Origin of the sequence: Anabaena sp. UHCC 0399, from assembly GCF_034931465.1 — a bacterium.
Taxonomy (GTDB): Bacteria; Cyanobacteriota; Cyanobacteriia; order Cyanobacteriales; family Nostocaceae; genus Trichormus; species Trichormus minutissimus.
Genome location: NZ_JAYGGZ010000004.1, coordinates 91,549 through 112,896, shown reverse-complemented (window position 1 = coordinate 112,896; position 21,348 = coordinate 91,549). Strand labels below are relative to the sequence as shown.

Here is a 21,348-nt window from a genome sequence, read left to right as displayed (position 1 = left end):
CCATCTGTCAGTTGATGTCAATAGCCAAGACTGAAGGTGTAGGATAGGGCTGAAATTCTTGAAGTTAAAAATATTTCAGCAATCCTAGGTAAATTATTATGCCAGCATCACAACAAATAGAAAGCTTTGGTCATCACCTCATTCTGGGTATTTCTGGTACTACCTTAAGTGATGAGGATAAACGCGCTCTGAGTGAATTGAAACCTGTAGGGGTAATATTTTTCGGCAAAAATTTTCTGGATGGTGTCCCCTATGAGGTGTGGCTGCAAAGTTTTCGAGATTTGCACGACCAAATAAGAGAATATGCTGGACGTGAGTCGATGTTTTTTACATTAGACCATGAAGGCGGGCGAGTCGTGCGGACACCTTTACCAATTACGAGGTTTCCCCATGCTATGTTGTTGCGATCGCACGCACAGGAAGTAGCCAAAGCCACGGGTAGAGAATTAAAATCACTGGGAATTAATTTATCTTGGGCCCCAGTAGCAGATATTTATTCCAATCCCCAAAATCCTATTATTGGATTTCGCGCTTTTGATAGCACCCCTGAAACTACTGCTGAAGCGGTCTGTGAATATTACCAGGGACTCAAAGCATCGGGAATTGTGGGATCTGCCAAGCATTTCCCCGGACATGGAGATACTAGTAAAGACTCTCATGTGGAATTACCAATTCTCAATCTCACTCTCGAAGATTTACGAATCCGAGAATTAATCCCATTTAAAGCTTTGATTGAGGCAAAAATTCCCATCATGATGACAGCTCATATTCTCTTTCCCAAAATAGATCCCCATTGGCCGGCGACGCTCTCACCAGCTATTCTCAAAACCATCCTGCGGGAAGAATTGGGATTTGGGGGTGTGGTTGTATCTGATGATTTAGATATGAAAGCTGTCTCCGATATGTTCACTCAAAAGGGAACAGTGGCGCGTGCATTTAATGCAGGGTGTGATTTGTTTATCGTGTCGCGCAATATTCATTCATCATCAATAGAACGGACTTATAAAATAGCTGAAGATTTTGCTGATGCTTTAAGTCAGGGTAGCTTGGCTACATCTGTAGTTGAAGCAGCTAGAGCCAGAATTGAAAAATTATTGGCAATTACACCACAATATTCTGTAGAAACTTTAGATAAAGATACATTATTACAACACGCCGAATTAGCGATCGCTTGTACTTTTGATTGATATAAAAATACAGTTCAGCAAGGATCAATCAAGTTTTATAAATCATTATAAAACCCTATTATTCGCTTATCTGAACTGTATTTTACTAAAATTTGACTTGATTTTTGATTATCTCTAAGATGCTAAATCTCAAAGATAAAAAATCGGTACTAGTACAGCACGGCGTAAATAAGCAGACCATTTCAAAACAGCAAAAGCCTTGGTATATCAAACTTTTGACTTTTGACTTTTTACCTCCGGATCACAAAAACTTTTTGTGGTACTAATTGATATATTTCGAGTTATTGACAATTAAGTTATAATTTCATGACAATATTAGCGTGGTTATAATGTCTTCAGAAAACTGACCTTCTCATTTTTCTCAATAAGCTAGAGGTTTAAAAAAATATTGAAAAGTATTGTAAATAAAGCAGAAACTGGATTAGAAGCACAATTTTTAGATAAGTAATAAAAGCATTAAAAGATGTTATTTAATTTACCCCGCACTCATTTTTGCAATATTTTGTAATATTAATTTCGCTAAAAATAAAAATTAATGCTCAAGTGTTCCCTTCGCTTATTGCTTCACTACTTGAAGTATCGGACAGTTCCCCTGGGTTAGTTCATTGCAGTTTCAGCAACGCCAATTTTTCTATCGTGATGAACGAAATATGACGCGTCCGGGAATTTCTTCGTTGTTAATTCTGGCATAGACTCGCAGACAAGTTAAAACTTCGCCGGGGATTCCGCCGCAGTCTAGTTGTAAGTCATCTTTGGTTAATGCACAAATGTCAGCATAAATACCTGTTAGTTGACGGATTCGCACTTCGTAACCTGCATTAGTTGCGATCGCCACAACTTTTTTTAAAGCGCGTCTTGATTCTTGTTGCAGTTTACCCCACCAAGAATAACGTTCGGCTGGGGGGACAAAGATTAAGGAGTGGATGGCTTCATCCATGTCAATCCAGGCGCGTAGCATTAACAAGGGATCGGTAGTTTCTTCGGCTTTTTTGGTGCGGTGGAAGCGATCGCCTAAAGCTTCAACATATTGTATTTTTTGTTCTGGCTGGGAATGTAGAGGAATCACATCAAAGCTAAACACACTCTTTAAGGCATGATGTAACTCTGGTTCAATTTCAATAAATTTAATGAATAAAACTAGGAAACTCGCCAGTAAAGTTAATTCCTCAGAAGCATATTCTGGGATAATTTTAGTTCTTTCAAGTGCTTTTTGAGATAAGCATAATCCTGGGGAAATCACTGTACCACTGAGTCCAGGGTAGATAATTTCGTCTCTGATGAAGGGTAAATGATAGAGTTGAGAATTATCTGCGATACCTCCCGTAAACTGCGCTAACGCACCCACTTCTTGCGCTAAGTCTAAAGCACGTTGTCGCCAAAATTCCGCCAAATCTTCGGGAACTCGCAACAATTTGCGGTGAATTTCGTTCCATAAGTCGGAATCTGTTTGGCTATATAGGGGTGCGTCTCCTAGATATAAGCTGAGTTCTGAGTCAGATTCAAATGCGGCACGGAGATAATCCAGCTTTGATTCTGTTGGGGTGGATGCGTTAGTGTAGCTTACCGGAGGTATTGCCTCTTCTTTTACTTGTAGCAGATGATGAATTTCTTGCAGCACCTCATCGCACACTTTAGCACCAGGGTCATGAGGATGTTCTGCTTGCGCTTGTTTTAGCGAAGCTTCTAGTCCATGCAGACTATACCGCAGTAACTGGGCTAACTCTGAATTTTCTATTGCTAATAACTTGTAGAGATGCTGCATGAGTATCACCTTTTTTTATCCCACGCAGAGACCCTCAGAAAAACTATCTGCGCCTCTGCGCCTCTGCGTGAGGTAGTTTTAATGTATGCCGCAAAAGGGATCGCGTTCTTTATCAACTTCATTGGGTTGTAAGTCCAGTTCAGCGATATAAACACATCCTTCGTGTGTGAGACATTCTAAATTGGGTGATGTCCAGTAAGGTACGTCACCAGCGTGGATGCGAAGGATACCTCTGTTGTCGATTGTGACGCGATATTGACAAGGGTAATCTGTGTTGACATCGGGTTTACGCAATGCGCCGATGCGTATCCATTTTTTGGTGTTGGTTTGGACATCGGTTTGGTACATATAAAAGGTGTGCTGGCTAGCGTGGGGGAAGGGGGGTAGGGGGTTACTGATTAAACCGTTTCCTGGTTGGGATGTACCATCGCGCAGATAATGGAATTGTTGCAGGGGTTTGTTACCGTCTTTATCTACTTCAAAAACCAAATGATAAGCCTCTGGTTGATCTACTGTGGCTGATTCAATGACGTTGACGGCGATATCACCATCGCTTAAGTCTTTATCAGGACGTTCGACGGCGATGTTCCATTTCAATTTACCGTCAGCAAATAATGATGTTTCTGACAACTGTGATAATGCTGCGCCGATGTCAATTCCGGGGACATCGATTAAATAGTGGGGATTTCCTTGACACAGTAGGATGTTAAATTGCAGGGTTTGGTCAATCTCAAACTGGACTTTGATTTTTCTGAGAAATTCCGCTTCTTCCATCCCCAGTTGTCCCATGAGGTTTTTACCGTCGAAGCTACCCCACAGGCGTAAATCTCCTGCTTCGTAGTCTTGGCGATAAATGATGTTGGTTAACTGTGTCCCTACCCAATTTGTGCGAACTTTGGCGACGTTTTCTGAGGGTGAGAGTTGATAGAGTTCTTGTCCAGCTTTGAAGACTGTCAGGAGGTCGTTACTTTGGGTTTTGCGTTTGAAGTTGCAAGGTAGATAATAAAACAGGTTTTTAACGTCTATTTCTAATTGGTTTGCGCCTTTACGTAGCAATCCTTTCGATTCTTCAGGGTCAAATCGCAGTCTCCGCAGTTTCTCGGCGTAACAAGCACCGGCGGAGGTGGCTAGCTTGGTGTACTCCAAAACAAAGGTAATGCGTTCGGGATTCCAAACGAAATAGGGTGATTTGCTAAATTCTTGGTAAATTTGGCGTTGTACTAGGTCAAGATTGCAGGTTTTACCGGAGAGGATTAACCAGTCAACTTTATGGGTGTTCCAGGGATCTATATTATTGTCTTCGGGACGTAATCGGCTTTCCATTAAGCCTTTGGCAATTCCGATCGCTTCTTTGATGGCTGAGGCGGCGGCGCGTTCAAATTGCTGGCTGTCTAAGGTGACGCAAATATTTTCTGAGTCCTTCACCTGGAATTTAATCGCGCTTTGGGTAAGGAGTTCAGCAATTTGCTGTTCGGAAATTGTGAAGGTTAATAGGGTATTCTCAATTGCTGGTTTTTGCCCCAGTTTGAGTTTAGCAGTTTCTGCGTGATCCCAGAGGGTGTAAAAACTTTGCAGGCGTTGGGGTGCTTGTTGCCAACGGGTGGGGATGACTTTTTCGGCGGTATCTAAAGCATCTTTATAGGCTGCGTCACCTTCGGGGTTTTCCTTATCGACACATTTTAATAAACTTCCGCTTTTAAATTTACCTTGTTCTAAAAAGCGTTCGTTTAATTCGGCGTTGATTAAATCTTCTAGTTTGTCGCTTTCGATGTCGCCTCTGGTGACTGCTGTTAATAAAAAATCAGCGATCGCAATTTTCAATAATCTAAACACTCTGAGTGTAATTAACTCACCACCTAACTGTAAATGTCCAGAAGAACCCAATAATTTCGGGGTCAGTTTATAATAACGTCCCCCTAATCCTCGGTCTTCATTATTAGCAAAGTAGGGGGTTTTATCTTCTAAGGTGAGTTCAATTAATGCTAAGTCTGTTGTTCCGCCACCGACATCTAAAACTAGAACATTTTGTGACCATTTATTGTTTTCTTGGCGACAACGGGTTTTAAAAGATTCAATCCCAATGTTGAGATTCCCGCCAAATTCTCGCCATAAAAAGAAGATAGCTACAGATACAGCTTCATCATAGGCGGTTTGAACATCATCAATCCCCAACTGTTCGACTAATTCTTTAACTTCCTTCCTGACTACAGGGGGTGCAACGGTGGGGTAAGTCACAACTGCTGTTAAAAATTCCCCTTCCGAAAATCTGCGTCTGGCTCGTTGACGATAATCTTCTGTTAATTCGATTAAATGCGCCCATGCTGCTTGGATGAGTTGGTTAACATTAATAATATCTTCTTCGCCATCCAACATCACGGAAAAATTCCGATCCTGTCCAAAATAACGTTTGGGGGAATGGTGAAATCTGCTGATGATTTCTTTTAATGAACTGCTAGTACCTTGCGCGATCGCCTTTTTTCGATTATCCCTAGCTTCTCTCCCCATCCGTAGTTTTAAATTTTCTAAACTGGAAACTTCTAACTCACTGGGTATCTCTGTATCTCGGCGGTCAATATCTAAAACTACCGGGATTAAATTCTGTGATTCTAAAGTCGGGACGCGGAAGACTTCATGATATATCTGATAAAGTTTTTTACTGACGGCGTGGCGGAATCTATCGCTGTTACCTAAACATAATTCGATTTGCCGAATTGCTTCTAAAAATCTACCTTTATTATCACTACTAAAAACTTCACTTAAATTACTGGGTTCGATTTCGAGATTTTTACTAATATCAACAATAAATTTTTCCCATTCACTTTCGTTCACCTCTGGTAAAGCAATGGAAGCCGGAGAACTCAACCATTGTGACAGGCGATCGCGTAATCTGATTTCCTGTTCTTTCGGTAAAACCTCCGCGATGGGTACTTCAATCGGGTCAAAAAGAGTAACTGTAGAATTGGATGTACCAAAATCTAAAGCCAACCATCCAGGAAAGCGTTTTTTGGGTTTAACGTTGGTAGGTTTTTCGCTATATATTGGACTAGGAAGTTCAAACGGATTTGACCCCAGATTATTTGGTGTTTTTTGTTCCATAGGTAGTGACCACAGATGACAATAAGCTGCTACTTTTTGCCGTACAGATAACAGTGGATTTCCTGAATTGTCAGAATCAAAATATTCCACCATTACCCGTAAATGACAATTAATTGCTTGGGTAAGAGGTTGATCTAATTTACAAGGATACTGTTCTAATTGACCAATTTGGGAGATTTTGGGAATATCAGAATCAAACTTTTTATACGCTTGTTGAATTTTAGTTGCTAATTCGCCTGGTATGCCTTTAACTGTGCAGTTGATTCGGGAAATATGAGGTACGTTGTTTCCAGAACCTAGTAATTGAATACTGGGTAATTCTAAATACTTCTTATGATTAACCCGCACTTGAAAGCGAGGCACAAGTTGAATCTCTACAGGCATTTTTTATCTTCCTTAAAAGGCGGAATTCATTAAGCAGTAAATTTATGACTTATTACTGATTACTGATTAGCTGTTAGGGAATCAGAAATGTTAGCGATTTCTGTGAGATTCTGTAGCCAAGTAGGTACTGCTACACCTGATTGGGTGTCACCAGCCGCGATAAATCTCAGCAAGCCATCTTTTTTGGAGAGGTTTTGCAAAGTGGGAATAATTTGATCTAAAATCCCCTCTAATTCAGCGTTGACTTGTTGATTAACTTCGCTGACATACTGTACAAGATGTAAGCTAGCACTCGCAGTAATTTCATCACGCAATCTTAATACAAATAACTGGTGATTAGCTGATCTAGGTAGACCTTGATTTTTTTCTGGCGACCAATCAAAGATTTGACCAATATTATGTTTTTCATCCTGACGCGCCAGAGGAAACATAACTTCAGGAACGAGAGATTTATCTTGTTGATTAATCTCTTCTAAAATTACATCTTGCCATTTATTGGGGTCGCATCCTAACAGCAATTGATAAAATAAATCAGCTTCTTCCGGTCCGAATTTCGCTTCAATCTCTTGTTCTATTTCTGGTGTTAAAATTGCCAAGAGGCGATCGCGCTCTGGGGCAATTTGGTGAGATAATTTACTGAGTAAGTCTACTACAGCCTGACGGATGCGATCGCGGGCAAATTCTTCTACTTCTTGCACAGTCTTAGCAAAGGCTGGATAAAAGTCATCGCTTTTGGTCGGGATGCTGTTATTAGTTCTGTTCCCTCGGTCAAATAATTTACCGGCTGCACCCTTAGATTCTGTCAGCGTAATTGTGCCATTGTTGACTTTGTTAAATAATAAAGTCCACTGACTCCAACTAATAACTTGAAAAGTCAGTTCGTCTTTGACTACATCACTAACCACTGTTCCCCGGCGGTCTTTGAGTGGTTGTGTACCTAAATCTTTCTGGAAATTACGATAGGTTTTATCTAAACTTTCAATCGCATTCCTGAAGTCAACTAAAGCCTGAGAGTCACCAGTAGGAATACCTTGGGCGTGAATTTCGGCAATAATACCTTTGAGGTTCTCTTGTTGTAATTGTAAATTCTCAGCCGCGCGACGGGTATCTTCATACAGTTGCTTGAGTCCATGATTCGCAACGTGATTTTGAATTAATTCTCGCAGCTTGGCGACACCCCCATCTTGAGCAAAGTAACCCAGTTTGCGCCCTAAATGGTGACGTGCATCTGATTCTAACAGGCGATCGCTCAACCTGCGCCATTTTTGTTGCAGTCGCTTCGACCTCTCCAAATACTCTGGATAATCTAAGTTCGCCAAAAACTCCGTTGAACCTGCTTTCACACTACTAGAACGCTTGGCTAATTCCGCTAGTCCCAATAGGGGGGATAGCAAAACGATGCGGTCTTTATTAATGGTGAATGCACTCGCACCGTCAATGGTAGTTTGCAGAACCTTAAGTTTTTGCAGCACCATATCGGCTGTGAGGTTGGGGGTTTGGCTGTCGTTAATTAGGGAGTCTAATTCCCGTTCGCCGCCTTCACTTTCTAAAGGTAACTGGTCAAAACGTCCCACCCCCACCAGAATTAAATCCTTGAGGTCTTGTCCAGGACGCTGTTGTTGCATCATCGTGAAAATTTTATTGGCGCGATCGCTCCCCGGCGATTTACCATTCAGGAGTACCAAAATTGTCTGCACTTCCGCCAATTCTCGCAGCGATAAAAAGGTATCCCTCGCGCCAGAATTCGCCGCACCTAAACCTGGAAAATCTAACAGAATAAATTTATCAGCACCTGTAACATCCCAAATTTCTTGGGAAATTCTCACTTCAATATCAATACGCCGAATTAACGGAAAACTATTTTGTAATAACTTGGTGGGTAAGTTTTGCGGTGGACTCGGTAAACGAATATGCGCTGGCGGTAACTCTTCAAAGCTAAGAGTTTGGATAGCCATTGGCTGTTCCGCCAACTGTAACCCATCACGCGCCGTAGCTGCATCAATTTCGTAGCGTTTACCACACAACGCCTCATAGGAACTGTAGGCGCGGAGAAAAACCACCAACTCCCGCACCAGATAACGTAATTCCAAGTTATTGCTGCTATTCCAAGCTTCTTCACACCAGCTAAGAATGTCTTTCCCAGAGTTGAGTTTAGCCGATGGTATGGGGGGAAGTCCGGCTGCTGTTGTACGGCGATTAGCTTCTCCTAGCATGAAGCGCAAGCACTCATTAACCCCTTCCCGACTCAAATACTCCACAGTAAAGTTACCCACCTGTGTCGTTGAGAAGCCCGCTTGGGGGATGATATGAATAGCGGTGACGTTTCCTGTAGTGGGATTTTCACTAATGGGTAAAGCATCACCATAGCCAATTAAGCTACCTAAAAGTAAAGTTTTGCCACTACTAAATTCTCCCATCACACCAATTTTCACAGGCGAAGTAGCAAGACCTATAGTTTTCTCCGCAGCTTCTCGGAGACGCAAAATACATTCATCTAAGCTAGTAGGAATCCAATCTTCTTGTTTAGAAGGATTTTGAGGAACAGAATTAATTTTTTCAAGTATAATTTCGCTGTACTCTTTAAAACATCCTATTTTTTCTAGTTCCATAGAGTAGCCTACCAATAATATAATTTTCTGTGAGTTTTATAACACAAAAAAGGCCTGTAACTTTTATATTTACAACTTGTTTAGGCTATCTTTCGGAAGATTTTGCGATAATTTACTCTTTTAAAGACTTGAGTTTTTATCAGCTTACATCAGGGTGAAAAGGTGATAATTCTGGATAATTAACAAATATGAGTTTTTACTATCAAGATGCACTACTAACTATAGCAACCCTAAATCTAGATAAATTAGCCAATTTTTATACTAATTTATTGACACAAAAACCAATCAGTTTTATACCAAATGTATATGCTGAGTTCCAACTTACTGGTATAAGAGTGGGGATTTTTCAGCCCAAAAAAACATACGAGTCGGAATTTCAACACTCAGCTACAAGTAAAATGAGTATGTGTTTAGAGGTAAATAACTTAGAAGACGCGATCGCCCACCTCACAGATTTAGGTTATCCCCCACCAGGAGAAATTGCGATCGCCTCCCACGGTAGAGAAATTTACGCCTATGACCCCGATGGCAATCGTCTGATTTTGCATCAAAGCCATAAGGGATAATAATTAATAACTCGTAATGGGCTAACGCCCCGCTCCGCTAACGTAATTCGTAATTCATAATTGCTATGGGCTTAACAAATAACTATAAATTAAATTTGATCCAGTGGTATCCGGGTCATATTGCCAAGGCGGAAAAGAATCTCAAAGAACACCTATCGCGGGTAGATGTGGTCTTTGAGGTACGAGACGCGCGGATTCCTTTGGCGACACACCACCCCCAAATAGATGAGTGGGTGGGAAACAAGGCGCGAGTTTTGGTGTTGAATCGTTTAGATATGATACCGCCCCAAGTGCGATCGCTGTGGATAAATTACTTTAAAAATCGGGGAGAAGAACCTTATTGTACCAATGCTCAACACGGTCAAGGTGTTACCGGAGTTGCTAAAGCTGCCCAAGCAGCCGGGGTAGAACTCAACCAAAGAAGACGCGATCGGGGAATGTTACCTCGTCCTGTGCGCGCTGTGGTAATTGGTTTTCCTAATGTTGGTAAGTCAGCTTTAATCAACCGTTTATTAGGAAAGCGCGTTGTCGAAAGCGCGGCTCGTCCTGGGGTGACACGTCAACTGCGCTGGGTGCGAATTTCCGATCAGTTGGAATTGTTAGATGCACCCGGAGTCATCCCCCTGAAGATGGGTAATCAAGAAGCAGCCATAAAACTGGCAATTTGTGATGATATTGGTCAAGCCGCTTACGATAATCAACTAGTAGCGGCTGCATTCATAGATTTACTGAATTCTTTAGAAGAGCAAGCTGGTGAGTTATTACCCAGATCACCCTTATATTCACGTTATGAACTCGACCCCATACCCCACACAGGAGAAGCATACTTACACGCGTTAGCCGCATATCGTCATAAAGGTGATGTAGAACGAACTGCTAGGGAACTTTTAACAGATTATCGCAAGGGTTTACTCGGAACGCTCCCTTTGGAATTACCACCCAACATCTAGACGGTTAGTTTTTCAGTTTTATTTGAGAGGCTCTTGCTTTTAATAGCAGCATTGTTCCTGCTGTAAATGTTATTCCCATTAACAAGTTTTTGATACTGAAATTCTTACCGCTTTCACTGACTAAAACACCTTCTAGGATTAAAGAAGGTATTAATATTCCACTGTAAATAACTTTAGAAAAGATGAATCTTCTTTTTGTTAGGAGAGTGAGGATAGTTAAGCCTATCCCTAGGGGTATAAAAGTTAGTGCATAGTAGAAAACTCTTTGTTGTTTGGGAATTAATTCTAGTAAGTTAAAAGAGTAAGCATTTTGTAGATTATCTACATAAACTTGAATAGTTCCTCTAGCATAAGTAATAACTAGATGATGTGGTCTGGTATCCACAAAAATATTAGGTATATTCAATTTAAGCTCTGACCCATTTTCCCCAGTAATGGGTGTTCTTATGCGAAAATCTAGGCTATTTCCCTCTTGTCCCACCGTTAAATTGCGACGAAAAGAATTATCAGAAATAGAAATAATTCGTGCTGGCCCATCCTGTTCCGTATTCGCTGCCTTGACAATAGCACTAATCGTCACCTCTGATGTTTGACTGATTTTTTCACTCAGTTTTGTAACAGGAGCAGATGTTTGTAGCCAATGATTATTGCTCAAAAATACACCTTGACTTCCATCTTGATTGATAGGTTCTCCTTGCCAGATTAATTTGGGTAGTTGTAATGTTTTATCTTGATAGCAACATTTCTCATTAAATTGATAGTGAACTAATAAGTAATCACCAAGATTATCAAAATAACTAGAGTTTCTTAAAACCTGTCCTATTTGATTCCTTGATAGAGCTTTATCAGCAATATGGATTTCAGATATATATCCTTGCCACGGCTTATCACCCGTTCTTTCATTACCAATTATTAGTGGATAATTAACATCCCAATTACTTAAATTAGTTGTGCTTTGCCATAATAATGAAATTAACAAAGTTACAAATAAATATCCTATAAAAAATCCTAAAATCTGCTGATTGGATTGACTAAACCGACTGGTTTCTATTCTCTCAACAGTCATATTAAAGCTTTTTTTATTCCATATATAAAAGCCAATATAACCCAAAAATCCCCCTAGGGTATTATTGAGTAAATCCGCAGGTGTAGGCATTCTAGAAGGTAAAAATATTTGTAATACCTCTACTGTCAATGACAAGCTCAAGCTTGCTAAGATAACTAATAGAATTTGTAATCTACTTTTAATTTTCAGGCTTTGTAAGAATCTGGCTAAACTGAAACCTAAAGGCATAAATAACAAAATGTTATTTACCTGATCTTGAAAAGAACTGGAGTTATTAAAACTGAGAATAACTTCAGGTAATGAAAAATTATCTACATCTGAAAAATTGAATGGATAAAGTGTAGCTAGAAATACAGCTAAAATGCTAATACTGCAAAGTAGCCAATTATATGGTTGTAAATATTTCTGTTGATTATTCATATTTAAATATCTATCTATCAGTAGATAAGTGTAAATTAATGCTTGGTTATTAGTTAATAATAATTGGCATATAAATGCTTGATATAGATGCAGAGTAGATAATGCTTTTCTAATATTATTCACCTATTTATATTTTGACCTAATTATATATATTTTTTTTGTAAAGATATTACAAAGAAACTGTAAATGCAAATTAATTTTGGCGAATAATGAAGGTTCAGTTAAGTTATTGGGAAAAATTGTGTAAGTCAATACAGAACCCCGGTTTCTTGAAGAAACCGGAGTTCTCGTCCAAAAAATCCTGAAGCCAACAGATATTTATGTAGTATTTGATACTAAGACTTGTCGATCGCTATGAACAATGCCATAAAGAAATGGTAAAGAGTTCATAAATATCCTGCAAACCAGATATGTTTGCGCTCCCAGCCCCCAAAATAGACAAATCACACTCATGACTGAACTGACTTTACTCTTAAAACAGGGAGATACGGAAACAACTGTCACTGTGAATCAAGATATATTCACAATAGGTCGGTTGCCGGAATGTAACTTATATCTACCTTTTGGGGGAGTTTCCCGCAAGCACGCCCAACTCGTAAAAAAGGCTGAGGGTACATGGACGGTTGAGGATTTGGGTAGTAAGAACGGTACACAAGTTAATCAAACAATTGTCAGTCAAGCCCAAAAGTTACATCACGGTGATGTAATTTGGCTAGGTAATGTGAATTTAGTCGTATTGTTTCACACACCTCTTTCACCACCGCCACTTAAACAACTAACTATTTCAGATAGTTCTGAGCCAAGAACGATTTTTCGTAACGTCAAACAACTACAACAACAATGGATAGAAGCTAATGGTAATGATGGTGATATTAGCGACAAAAATAAAACCATTGCTCGTCTTAAAGACTTAGTAGATATAGCTAAAAACCTTTGTGCAGCAGCATCTATAGAAGAAATTTTCTCTCAAGTGCAACAAGTTGTATTTCGTTATCTTAGTAGTATTGACCGATTGGCTTTATTAATTGATGTCAATGGTTGCGGTAATTTAGAGTTAGTTAATGCTGGTACTAGAAACCAAACTCAGCAAAAATATCTCTTAGCTGATGCTAGTTGGATTAGTCGGAGTATTTGCCAAAAAGTCTTTGAAGAAAAAGTAGTAATTCAAACTGCTGATACCCAAAAAGATGAAAGGTTTTCTGGTGAACATAGCATTTTACTCAAAGGAATTCGTAGTGCTATGGCTGTCCCTTTATGGGATGAAAATAAAGTAGTGGGTGTACTTTATGCTGATGCTCATTTGTCTTCTTATCATTGGGAAAAAGATGGTGAAGAAGAACTCAGCTTTTTTTCTGCTTTAGCCAATCTTGTAGCATCGAGTGTACAACGTTGGTTACTTGTAGAAAAACTGAAAACAGAAGAAGTAATTCGCCATCGCTTAGAACGCTATCACTCACCTGCGGTTGTGCAACATTTGATTTCTGTGGGTGGTTTACCAGATGGTCGTTTATCACCTGCGGAAAGTGAAATTAGTATTTTATTCGCAGATTTAGTTGGTTTTACAGCTATTTCTGAGAAGTTAACACCAACTGCGATCGCCCAATTATTAAATAAGTTATTTGAAGAAATGCTACAAGAAGTATTCGCTTGTGGCGGCACTTTAGATAAATACATCGGTGATTGTATCATGGCATTTTTTGGCGCACCCGAACCGCAAGCCGATCATGCCGATCGCGCTACAGCAACTGCTAAAGGTATGCTAACTCGCCTAGAACATCTCAATGCCAACGGTTTCTGGCATGAACCTTTACAATTACGCATTGCGATTAACAGTGGTAAAGCTGTTGTAGGCGATGTCGGTAGTTCCCAAAGGGTAGAGTACACAGCATTAGGTGCTACTATTAACCTAGCCGCGAGAATGGAAGCAGTTTGTCCTCCTAGTGAATGTGTTGTTAGTGAAGCTACCTATCAATTACTTTCACAACCTGAAGACTTCCAAGAAATGGGAGATCATCGATTTAAAGGTATTGATAGACTAGTCAAAGTTTATCAAACAAAATTGCATCATTTAACAACAATTATTCATCCATAGTTATTAGCCATTAGTCATATATTTTACACTTAGGTATTGAAATTATGAATTACGAATTAATATGAAGCGGGAGTCATTATTAGAATCTTTAGTTAATCTTTTACTCCCTTTAGCATTAATTTTTGGATTAGTTCTACTTTTAGGTATTAACGTCGGACAAATTGAGGCAACACAAGCAGCTAGAGAACCTTTAGAGTCATGGTTAAAGCTCATTGTTGGCTACTTAGCAGCAACAGCAGAAATTGCCGCAGCCGTAGTAATTGGACTGGCAGTGATTCGTGGAATTGCTCTTTATTTTCGGCAAATATTTTCTCGTCATAGACAACATATTGATTCTACTGAAGTAGTAAGGTTGCAACTAGGAAGGGCATTGGCATTAGGATTAGAATTTACTGTTGCTAGTGATATTTTGCAAACAGCAGTTGCACCTACACGCCAAGATATTCTCAATTTGGGGGCGATTGTGCTTTTAAGAACACTATTGAACTACTTCCTGGAACGGGAGATTAAGCAAGTTGAACAAGCTCGTTTTACACATAGAGAAAATCTTCACAACTCATCTTCAGAAGAAATAGATCAATCTGATCATTAAACCGTGACTCACCCTCAAGATACAGATGAATGTGTTCTTGTATTCTATTAAGCAGCATTAATACTTATTTTTGAGTATAAATTAGTTCAAGTTTAATTGCGAGATTTTAAGTTGGAGAGACTAAGCCTTTGCCAAAAGACTAAAATTTGGATGGTGGCTTCCTCAAGAGATGTGTGTAACACTAAGAAGCTACCTCAAGCTATTTTAAAACGGGAGGTCAGGCAATGGCGATCGCCACTATCAATCCCGCTACTGGGGAAACGCTCAAAACCTTTGAGCCACTCAACGATGCAGAAATTGCCACTAAATTAGATTTGGCACAACAGGCTTTTATACAGTACCGTCAGACGAGTTTTACACAGCGATCGCAGTGGTTAAATGCAGCTGCGTCAATTTTAGAGCAAGACAAGGCTAATTTCGCTAAAATTATGACTCTAGAAATGGGCAAGCCTTACAAAGCTGCGATCGCAGAAGTCGAAAAATGCGCTTTAGTTTGCCGTTACTACGCTGAAAACGCTGCCGATTTTATGGCTGATGTCTCGGTAAAAACTGATGCTAGCCATAGTTTTGTCCGCTACCAACCATTGGGTATAATTCTCGCCGTCATGCCGTGGAATTTCCCCTTCTGGCAGGTGTTCAGGTTTGCTGCACCGACACTGATGGCGGGTAATGTCGGCTTACTCAAACACGCGTCTAATGTGCCACAGTGCGCTTTAGCTATTGCAGATATCATGCAACGGGCGGGTTTTCCTGAAGGTGCATTTCAGACTTTATTAATCGGTGCAGCTAAAGTTGCCGATTTAATGGCAGATGACCGAGTAAAAGCCGCTACCTTAACCGGAAGCGAACCAGCCGGTGCATCCCTAGCGGCGGCGGCGGGAAAACAAATAAAAAAAACCGTCTTGGAATTGGGGGGAAGTGACCCATTTATTGTCTTAGAAAGTGCTGATTTAGAAACAGCAGTAACCGCCGCGACAACCGCACGGATGTTAAATAATGGTCAATCTTGTATTGCAGCAAAACGCTTTATTGTCGCCGAGGCGATCGCAGATAAATTTGAGAAACTGCTATTAGGAAAATTCACGGCGTTGAAAGTTGGTGATCCCATGCTTCCCGACACCGACTTAGGCCCTTTAGCAACACCTGATCTTCTCCAAGATTTACACCAACAAGTGCAAGTTGCTGTCAAAAGTGGGGGAAAAGTCTTAACAGGTGGGTATCCTTTAGCAGATATTCCTGGCAACTTTTATCCACCAACAATTATCATAGATATCCCTGTTGACTCACAAATTGCCCAAGAAGAATTTTTTGGGCCAGTAGCCTTATTATTCCGTGTGCCAGATATAGATACTGCGATTAAACTAGCAAATGCTACACCCTTTGGTTTAGGTGCAAGTGCTTGGACAACCAACGATCAAGAACGCGATCGCTTAATTACAGAAATTGAAGCAGGCGCAGTATTTATTAACAGCTTAGTTAAATCCGACCCCCGACTACCATTTGGTGGCATTAAGCGTTCCGGGTATGGACGAGAACTAAGTATTCAAGGCATACACGAGTTCGTGAATGTTAAAACAGTTTGGGTTAAATAGGGATTAGGTATTAGGTACTGGGGATTACGTATTACTTTTTCTTCCCAATCCCCAGCTTTTCAATGAGTGGATTTTAGATTATTTAATCCAAAATCCAAAATCCAAAATCCAAAATCTAAAATCTAAAATTCCCAGTCCCCAACCACATGAGGAATGTAAAATGAATACGGCAGAACTATTAGTACAGTGTTTGGAAAATGAAGGGGTACAGTATGTTTTTGGACTCCCTGGCGAAGAGAATTTACACGTTTTAGAAGCACTTAAACATTCATCTATTAAATTTATTACCACACGTCATGAACAGGGTGCAGCTTTCATGGCCGATGTCTACGGACGATTGACAGGAAAAGCTGGAGTGTGTCTTTCTACACTTGGGCCTGGGGCAACAAATTTAATGACTGGTGTAGCAGATGCAAATCTAGATGGTGCGCCGTTGGTTGCCATTACTGGACAGGTGGGAACAGATAGAATGCACATTGAATCCCACCAATACTTAGATTTAGTGGCCATGTTTGCCCCTGTAACTAAGTGGAATAAACAGATAGTCAGACCGAGTATTACACCAGAAGTTGTACGGAAAGCCTTCAAGCGATCGCAAACTGAAAAACCCGGTGCAGTTCATATAGATTTACCAGAAAATATTGCCGCCATGCCCGTAGAGGGCAAACCATTGCGTAAAGATAATATCGAAAAAACCTACGCTTCTTTTGCTAGTATTCGGGCAGCCGCAGCCGCGATTTCTCAGGCAGTTAATCCCCTAATCTTAGTCGGAAATGGAGCAATTCGCGCTCAAGCTAGTGATGCTGTCACGCAATTTGCTACCCAGATGAATATCCCTGTTGCTAATACCTTCATGGGTAAAGGTGTGATTCCTTATACTCATCCTTTGGCCTTATGGTCAGTAGGATTACAACAAAGAGATTTTATTACCTGTGGTTTTGATAATACAGATTTAGTCATTGCGATCGGCTATGATTTAATTGAATTTTCACCCAAAAAATGGAATCCAAACGGTAATATTCCCATCATCCATATTGGGGCAAGTTCTGCCGAAATTGATAGCAGTTATATTCCCAATGTAGAAATAATCGGGGATATTTCTGATTCCCTAGCTGAGATTTTAAAAGTAGCAGATCGACAAGGAAAACCCAAACCCTACGCCATTAGTTTACGGGAAGAAATTCGGGCTGATTACGAACAATATGCCAACGATGAAGGGTATCCGATTAAACCGCAAAAATTAATTTATGACTTGCGGCAAGTCATGGGGCCAGATGATATTGTAATTTCTGATGTGGGCGCACATAAAATGTGGATTGCTCGCCATTATCATTGTCATAGTCCAAATACTTGCCTGATTTCCAATGGTTTTGCTGCAATGGGGATAGCAATTCCTGGTGCTTTAGCGGCAAAACTGGTGCATCCTAACCGCAAAGTTGTAGCCGCAACCGGCGACGGTGGCTTTATGATGAATTGCCAAGAATTAGAAACAGCATTGCGTGTTGGTACACCATTTGTCACCTTAATTTTTAATGATGGCGGCTACGGTTTAATTGAGTGGAAACAAGAGAATCAATTTGGTAAAGGACAATCATCTTTTGTCCATTTTGGCAACCCAGATTTTGTCAAATTAGCTGAAAGTATGGGCTTAAAAGGTTATCGAGTTGAATCAGCTTTAGATTTAATTCCTATACTCAAAGAAGCCTTAGCCCAAGATGTCCCGGCTGTGATTGATTGCCCTGTAGACTACAGAGAAAACCGCCGCTTTAGCCAAAAAGCCGGTGAGTTAAGTTGTGAATTGTAAATAATTAAACGTTCGTAGTAAGGACTTTAGTCCTTTCTTGAGAGCTAAATTCTTTACTATGAACTAAATTAATCTAAATTTCCGGGAAGCAATTCCATCACACAGTTTGTAATAGCGATCGCACCCCAGCCATGCCGACAGCATATAATGCGTTAGCGTAGCTTACCGTAAATATCGCCTATCGCCAAAAATGTATGAAGTTACACAAATATGATTATTTTTACACAAGTTGATATTCAGCTATAAATCATTAATTGATACCAAACCACCGTCTGTAAACTGGATAGTTAGTTCAGACCCATCCAATAAAGCAGTTCCCAATAAAGGCCGCCTTCCTGTAGCTAAAACATTAACTACTCTTTCCTCTCCATTCCAAACTATGACAGCTTGATGTAATGCTACGACGAGGGTACTATTGTCAGCCAGATTTATATAAACATCATATAGGAACGGTAAATCTAATACAGCTACTGCTGCTGGTGGAAGACAAAGGTAATCTGTAAAACCTGTGTCGATCTGAAACTCAATAGAAAAATCTGGTTGATTGGGCAACCGAAATGTAATATTAACAGTTGCCCGTCCGTTTTTCACAATACCAGAAATCACCGATAGTCACGCTCCATGTCACCATTGAAAGAAGCCGCAACTTTATAACCAATGCGAATACCAAACAGTCTAGCTAATGGGTTCTTTTTGCGTAAATAATGCGCCGATTCTATCCCTGTTTTATCAACTGCATATTCACCAGTTTCTATATCAATAATCACCATCTTACCGATGTTTTCTTCTGTTTCTACTTGCTGACGGATATTATTGTCATATAATGCTCTGGCACGTTTGCCGACTTCTTCGCTGCTTAAAAGTATGCTTTGCATGATTTCTCCTGTGTGGCGATGATTTATTATGCAACTGTTAAAATTAACAGCTGATTTTTGTTTATCTTAGCTTATTAGAATAGACAACAATAAAGTATTTTAGGCATGATTACCAAAATGTATGGTGCGTCAGTGAGAGAAAATCTAGTTATGCCAAGAAATTATTCATACTGACACACCCTACTAACTATTAATTAGTAGTCTGCTCAGAATTTGCTAATGTGCATTGTCTTTTATCAATATTGGACTTGATATTTAGTCCTTTATTACTGACTGCTATCTCAACTTGGTATTGACCATTAACCATATTAATAGCTGCGTAAGTAACTGTACCACACATAATTACACCGGCAAGTGATAAGGTAATTTGCAGGATTCCCAATGCTCTTTTCATGACCTATAGCCCTTAAATCTCTATGTCTCAATTAAAAGATGAGGCTGGTTGAGAACTGGGTTAACCACGAGTTGACTATTAGACGACTTTTCGCGAATTTTACATTGAATCAAGACGAGTTTAGGTTGTATTGTCGTTGATGCTCTCGAACACTGTTGATACTGTGTCTTTAATATAAAAGTCTGATATACTCTTGACAGTTTTTGAATGGGGAGTGATGGCGCGATCGCTTAGGGTAGCACCAGAGTATATTAATAAAGTCAAGTCAGCACTTCAGCGTAACGGCTACCCTAGCCTGAAAAAGTTTTCTGAAGACATAGAACCTTCATTATCCACCGTCAAAAACTTTTTTGGTGGTAAACCTATTGATTATGAGAATTTTCTAGTCATTTGTGAAAAACTAGGATTAGACTGGCAAGACATTGCAGACAAACAACCAGAAAATCAACCATCTCAACCTCAGCCGACTAATGGGGAAGCATCACCCTTCATCACTGGCGCACCCATCACCCAACCACGTTACTTTTTTGGACGCGAGAAAGAATTAAAACGCCTGTTTAACCTCCTCAAACGCCATCCCCTGCAAAACGCCGCCATTATCGGTAAAAAGCGCAGTGGTAAAACCTCTCTACTCCACTACTTAAAAAATATCACCACCACCCCACCAGAACAACTGCGTGCTGATCAAAAATCTGATTGGCTACTCCATCCAAAAAGTTACAACTGGGTATTTGTGGATTTGCAAGATGCACGAATGCAAAGCCGGGAAGGACTATTAAAGTACATCCTAGAATCTCTAAATATTAAAGTCCCAACACCTTGCGATTTAGATTATTTCATGAATGTAGTTAGCGAAAACTTATCTTCTCCCACAGTCATTTTATTAGATGAAATTGGCGTTGGTTTACAACGTTGTCCAGAGTTAGATGATACCTTTTGGGACAGTTTGCGGTCTTTAGTAACCAACCACACAAGAGGCAATCTAGCATTTATTTTATCTAGTCCTGAGTCACCAATGGATCTAGCACATCACACAGGACATAGTTCACCATTTTTCAATATTTTCGGCTACACAGCATTTCTAGGAGCATTAACTGAAGCTGAAGCACGAGAATTAATAGGGAGTTCACCAATACCCTTTCCTGATAAAGACATTGAGTGGATTTTAACTCAAAGCGAATATCAACCACTGTTACTACAAATTCTGTGTCGAGAAAGATTATTTACTCTAGAAGAAGGAGAGAACGATGATAGCTGGCGTGAGGAAGGGTTACAACAAATAAAATCATTTACTCATTTATTGGATTCATAACTAACAGAGTAATCATGAAAGCACATCGAATTGAAACCACATTAACCGAAGACGGAACTTTGATCATCAAAGACTTACCCTTTCAGGCTGGGGAAGCAGTAGAAATCATTATCTTAGAAAGTTCTTCTCAACCTTCAGATTCTAATCCTTACCCTTTACGGGGAAAGGTCATTCATTATGATGACCCATTTGAGCCTGCTGTACCTATAGAAGATTGGGAAGTTTTGCAATGATAATTTTAGATACCCATATTTGGATTTGGTGGGTAGATAATAATGCGCGACTAAATCAAAAATATCGCAATTGGATAGAAGAATATCAATCTCAAGGACTTGGAATTAGCCTGATTTCTTGTTGGGAAGTTGCCAAACTAGTTGAGAATCGCAAACTTGCTTTATCAATTTCAGTCGAGGAGTGGTTAACAGCAGCGTTAGCTTATCCAGGAGTGCAGCTACTCGAACTAACAATGCCCATTATCGTTGAATCAACTAAACTCACAGGTTTTCACCGAGATCCATCTGATCAAATCATAGTAGCCACTGCGAGAATTTACGGGTGTCCGTTACTCACGGCTGACGCAAAAATTCTGGCATATCCTGGCGTGCAAACTCTTAAATAAATATCAACAAGGTTTTTCATCTCATCTT

At 40.0% G+C, this 21,348-nt stretch carries 17 protein-coding genes; 10 read left to right on the top strand and 7 right to left on the bottom strand.

Features of this window, described 5'->3' with window-relative positions; translation table 11 throughout:
* Positions 1-98 precede the first annotated feature (98 nt).
* Positions 99-1,187 (top strand): beta-N-acetylhexosaminidase, encoded by a 1,089-nt coding sequence (gene nagZ, locus VB693_RS03400; RefSeq protein WP_323265055.1) that lies wholly within the window; start codon positions 99-101, stop codon positions 1,185-1,187.
* Between the two features lie 631 nt (positions 1,188-1,818).
* On the opposite strand, the gene VB693_RS03395 is transcribed toward nagZ, so the two are convergent.
* The 3 genes from VB693_RS03395 to VB693_RS03385 all read right to left on the bottom strand — a co-directional run bounded on the left by VB693_RS03395 (position 1,819) and on the right by VB693_RS03385 (position 9,038).
* Positions 1,819-2,949 (bottom strand): hypothetical protein, encoded by a 1,131-nt coding sequence (locus tag VB693_RS03395; RefSeq protein WP_323265054.1) that lies wholly within the window; start codon positions 2,947-2,949, stop codon positions 1,819-1,821.
* Between the two features lie 78 nt (positions 2,950-3,027).
* Complete coding sequence (locus tag VB693_RS03390) at positions 3,028-6,429, bottom strand: molecular chaperone (protein ID WP_323265053.1); 3,402 nt, start codon at positions 6,427-6,429, stop codon at positions 3,028-3,030.
* A 59-nt stretch (positions 6,430-6,488) separates the two neighbouring features.
* Complete coding sequence (locus VB693_RS03385) at positions 6,489-9,038, bottom strand: proteasome protein (RefSeq protein WP_323265052.1); 2,550 nt, start codon at positions 9,036-9,038, stop codon at positions 6,489-6,491.
* A gap of 188 nt (positions 9,039-9,226) precedes the next feature.
* On the opposite strand from VB693_RS03385, the gene VB693_RS03380 reads away from it, so the two are divergent.
* Together VB693_RS03380 and ylqF are read left to right on the top strand one after the other, a co-directional pair.
* Positions 9,227-9,604, top strand: coding sequence for a VOC family protein (locus VB693_RS03380; protein ID WP_323265051.1), 378 nt, complete (start codon positions 9,227-9,229; stop codon positions 9,602-9,604).
* A 65-nt stretch (positions 9,605-9,669) separates the two neighbouring features.
* Positions 9,670-10,554 carry a ribosome biogenesis GTPase YlqF gene (gene ylqF / locus VB693_RS03375; RefSeq protein WP_323265050.1) on the top strand — a complete coding sequence of 295 codons (885 nt, stop codon included), beginning with the start codon at positions 9,670-9,672 and terminating at the stop codon, positions 10,552-10,554.
* 4 nt (positions 10,555-10,558) lie between these two features.
* Here ylqF and VB693_RS03370 read toward each other — a convergent pair whose 3' ends face one another.
* A complete protein-coding gene (locus VB693_RS03370; protein WP_323265049.1) occupies positions 10,559-12,040 on the bottom strand; it encodes a VanZ family protein in 1,482 nt (493 codons plus the stop codon).
* Positions 12,041-12,491: 451 nt separating this feature from the next.
* Between VB693_RS03370 and VB693_RS03365 the strand changes: the two genes are divergently transcribed.
* The 4 genes from VB693_RS03365 to VB693_RS03350 all read left to right on the top strand — a co-directional run bounded on the left by VB693_RS03365 (position 12,492) and on the right by VB693_RS03350 (position 18,120).
* Positions 12,492-14,132, top strand: coding sequence for an adenylate/guanylate cyclase domain-containing protein (locus tag VB693_RS03365; protein ID WP_323265048.1), 1,641 nt, complete (start codon positions 12,492-12,494; stop codon positions 14,130-14,132).
* Between the two features lie 61 nt (positions 14,133-14,193).
* Positions 14,194-14,724: a DUF1622 domain-containing protein gene (locus VB693_RS03360; RefSeq protein WP_323265047.1), complete on the top strand. Its 531-nt coding sequence runs from the start codon at positions 14,194-14,196 to the stop codon at positions 14,722-14,724.
* Between the two features lie 224 nt (positions 14,725-14,948).
* Positions 14,949-16,316 carry an NAD-dependent succinate-semialdehyde dehydrogenase gene (locus VB693_RS03355; protein WP_323265046.1) on the top strand — a complete coding sequence of 456 codons (1,368 nt, stop codon included), beginning with the start codon at positions 14,949-14,951 and terminating at the stop codon, positions 16,314-16,316.
* A gap of 160 nt (positions 16,317-16,476) precedes the next feature.
* Complete coding sequence (locus VB693_RS03350) at positions 16,477-18,120, top strand: acetolactate synthase large subunit (RefSeq protein WP_323265045.1); 1,644 nt, start codon at positions 16,477-16,479, stop codon at positions 18,118-18,120.
* Positions 18,121-18,360: 240 nt separating this feature from the next.
* Here the strand turns inward: VB693_RS03350 and VB693_RS03345 are convergent, their stop codons facing one another.
* The 3 genes from VB693_RS03345 to VB693_RS03335 form a co-directional block, all read right to left on the bottom strand.
* Positions 18,361-18,726 (bottom strand): clan AA aspartic protease, encoded by a 366-nt coding sequence (locus VB693_RS03345; RefSeq protein WP_323265044.1) that lies wholly within the window; start codon positions 18,724-18,726, stop codon positions 18,361-18,363.
* Positions 18,723-18,995 carry a hypothetical protein gene (locus VB693_RS03340; protein WP_323265043.1) on the bottom strand — a complete coding sequence of 91 codons (273 nt, stop codon included), beginning with the start codon at positions 18,993-18,995 and terminating at the stop codon, positions 18,723-18,725. The genes VB693_RS03345 and VB693_RS03340 overlap by 4 nt, the downstream gene beginning before the upstream one ends.
* 190 nt (positions 18,996-19,185) lie before the next feature.
* The gene (locus VB693_RS03335) at positions 19,186-19,389 is read right to left on the bottom strand and encodes a hypothetical protein (protein ID WP_190708443.1); all 204 of its coding nucleotides are present in this window, start codon (positions 19,387-19,389) and stop codon (positions 19,186-19,188) included.
* Positions 19,390-19,582: 193 nt separating this feature from the next.
* Here VB693_RS03335 and VB693_RS03330 point away from each other — a divergent pair, with 193 nt between their 5' ends.
* Genes VB693_RS03330 through VB693_RS03320 form a run of 3 tightly spaced genes read left to right on the top strand, consistent with a single transcriptional unit; the run spans position 19,583 to position 21,320 of the window.
* Positions 19,583-20,701, top strand: a complete 1,119-nt coding sequence (locus VB693_RS03330; protein ID WP_323265042.1) for an ATP-binding protein — start codon at positions 19,583-19,585, stop codon at positions 20,699-20,701.
* A 14-nt stretch (positions 20,702-20,715) separates the two neighbouring features.
* Positions 20,716-20,934 carry a hypothetical protein gene (locus VB693_RS03325; protein ID WP_190708441.1) on the top strand — a complete coding sequence of 73 codons (219 nt, stop codon included), beginning with the start codon at positions 20,716-20,718 and terminating at the stop codon, positions 20,932-20,934.
* The gene (locus tag VB693_RS03320) at positions 20,931-21,320 is read left to right on the top strand and encodes a type II toxin-antitoxin system VapC family toxin (protein ID WP_323265041.1); all 390 of its coding nucleotides are present in this window, start codon (positions 20,931-20,933) and stop codon (positions 21,318-21,320) included. Before VB693_RS03325 ends, VB693_RS03320 begins: the two co-directional genes overlap by 4 nt.
* Positions 21,321-21,348 lie beyond the last annotated feature (28 nt).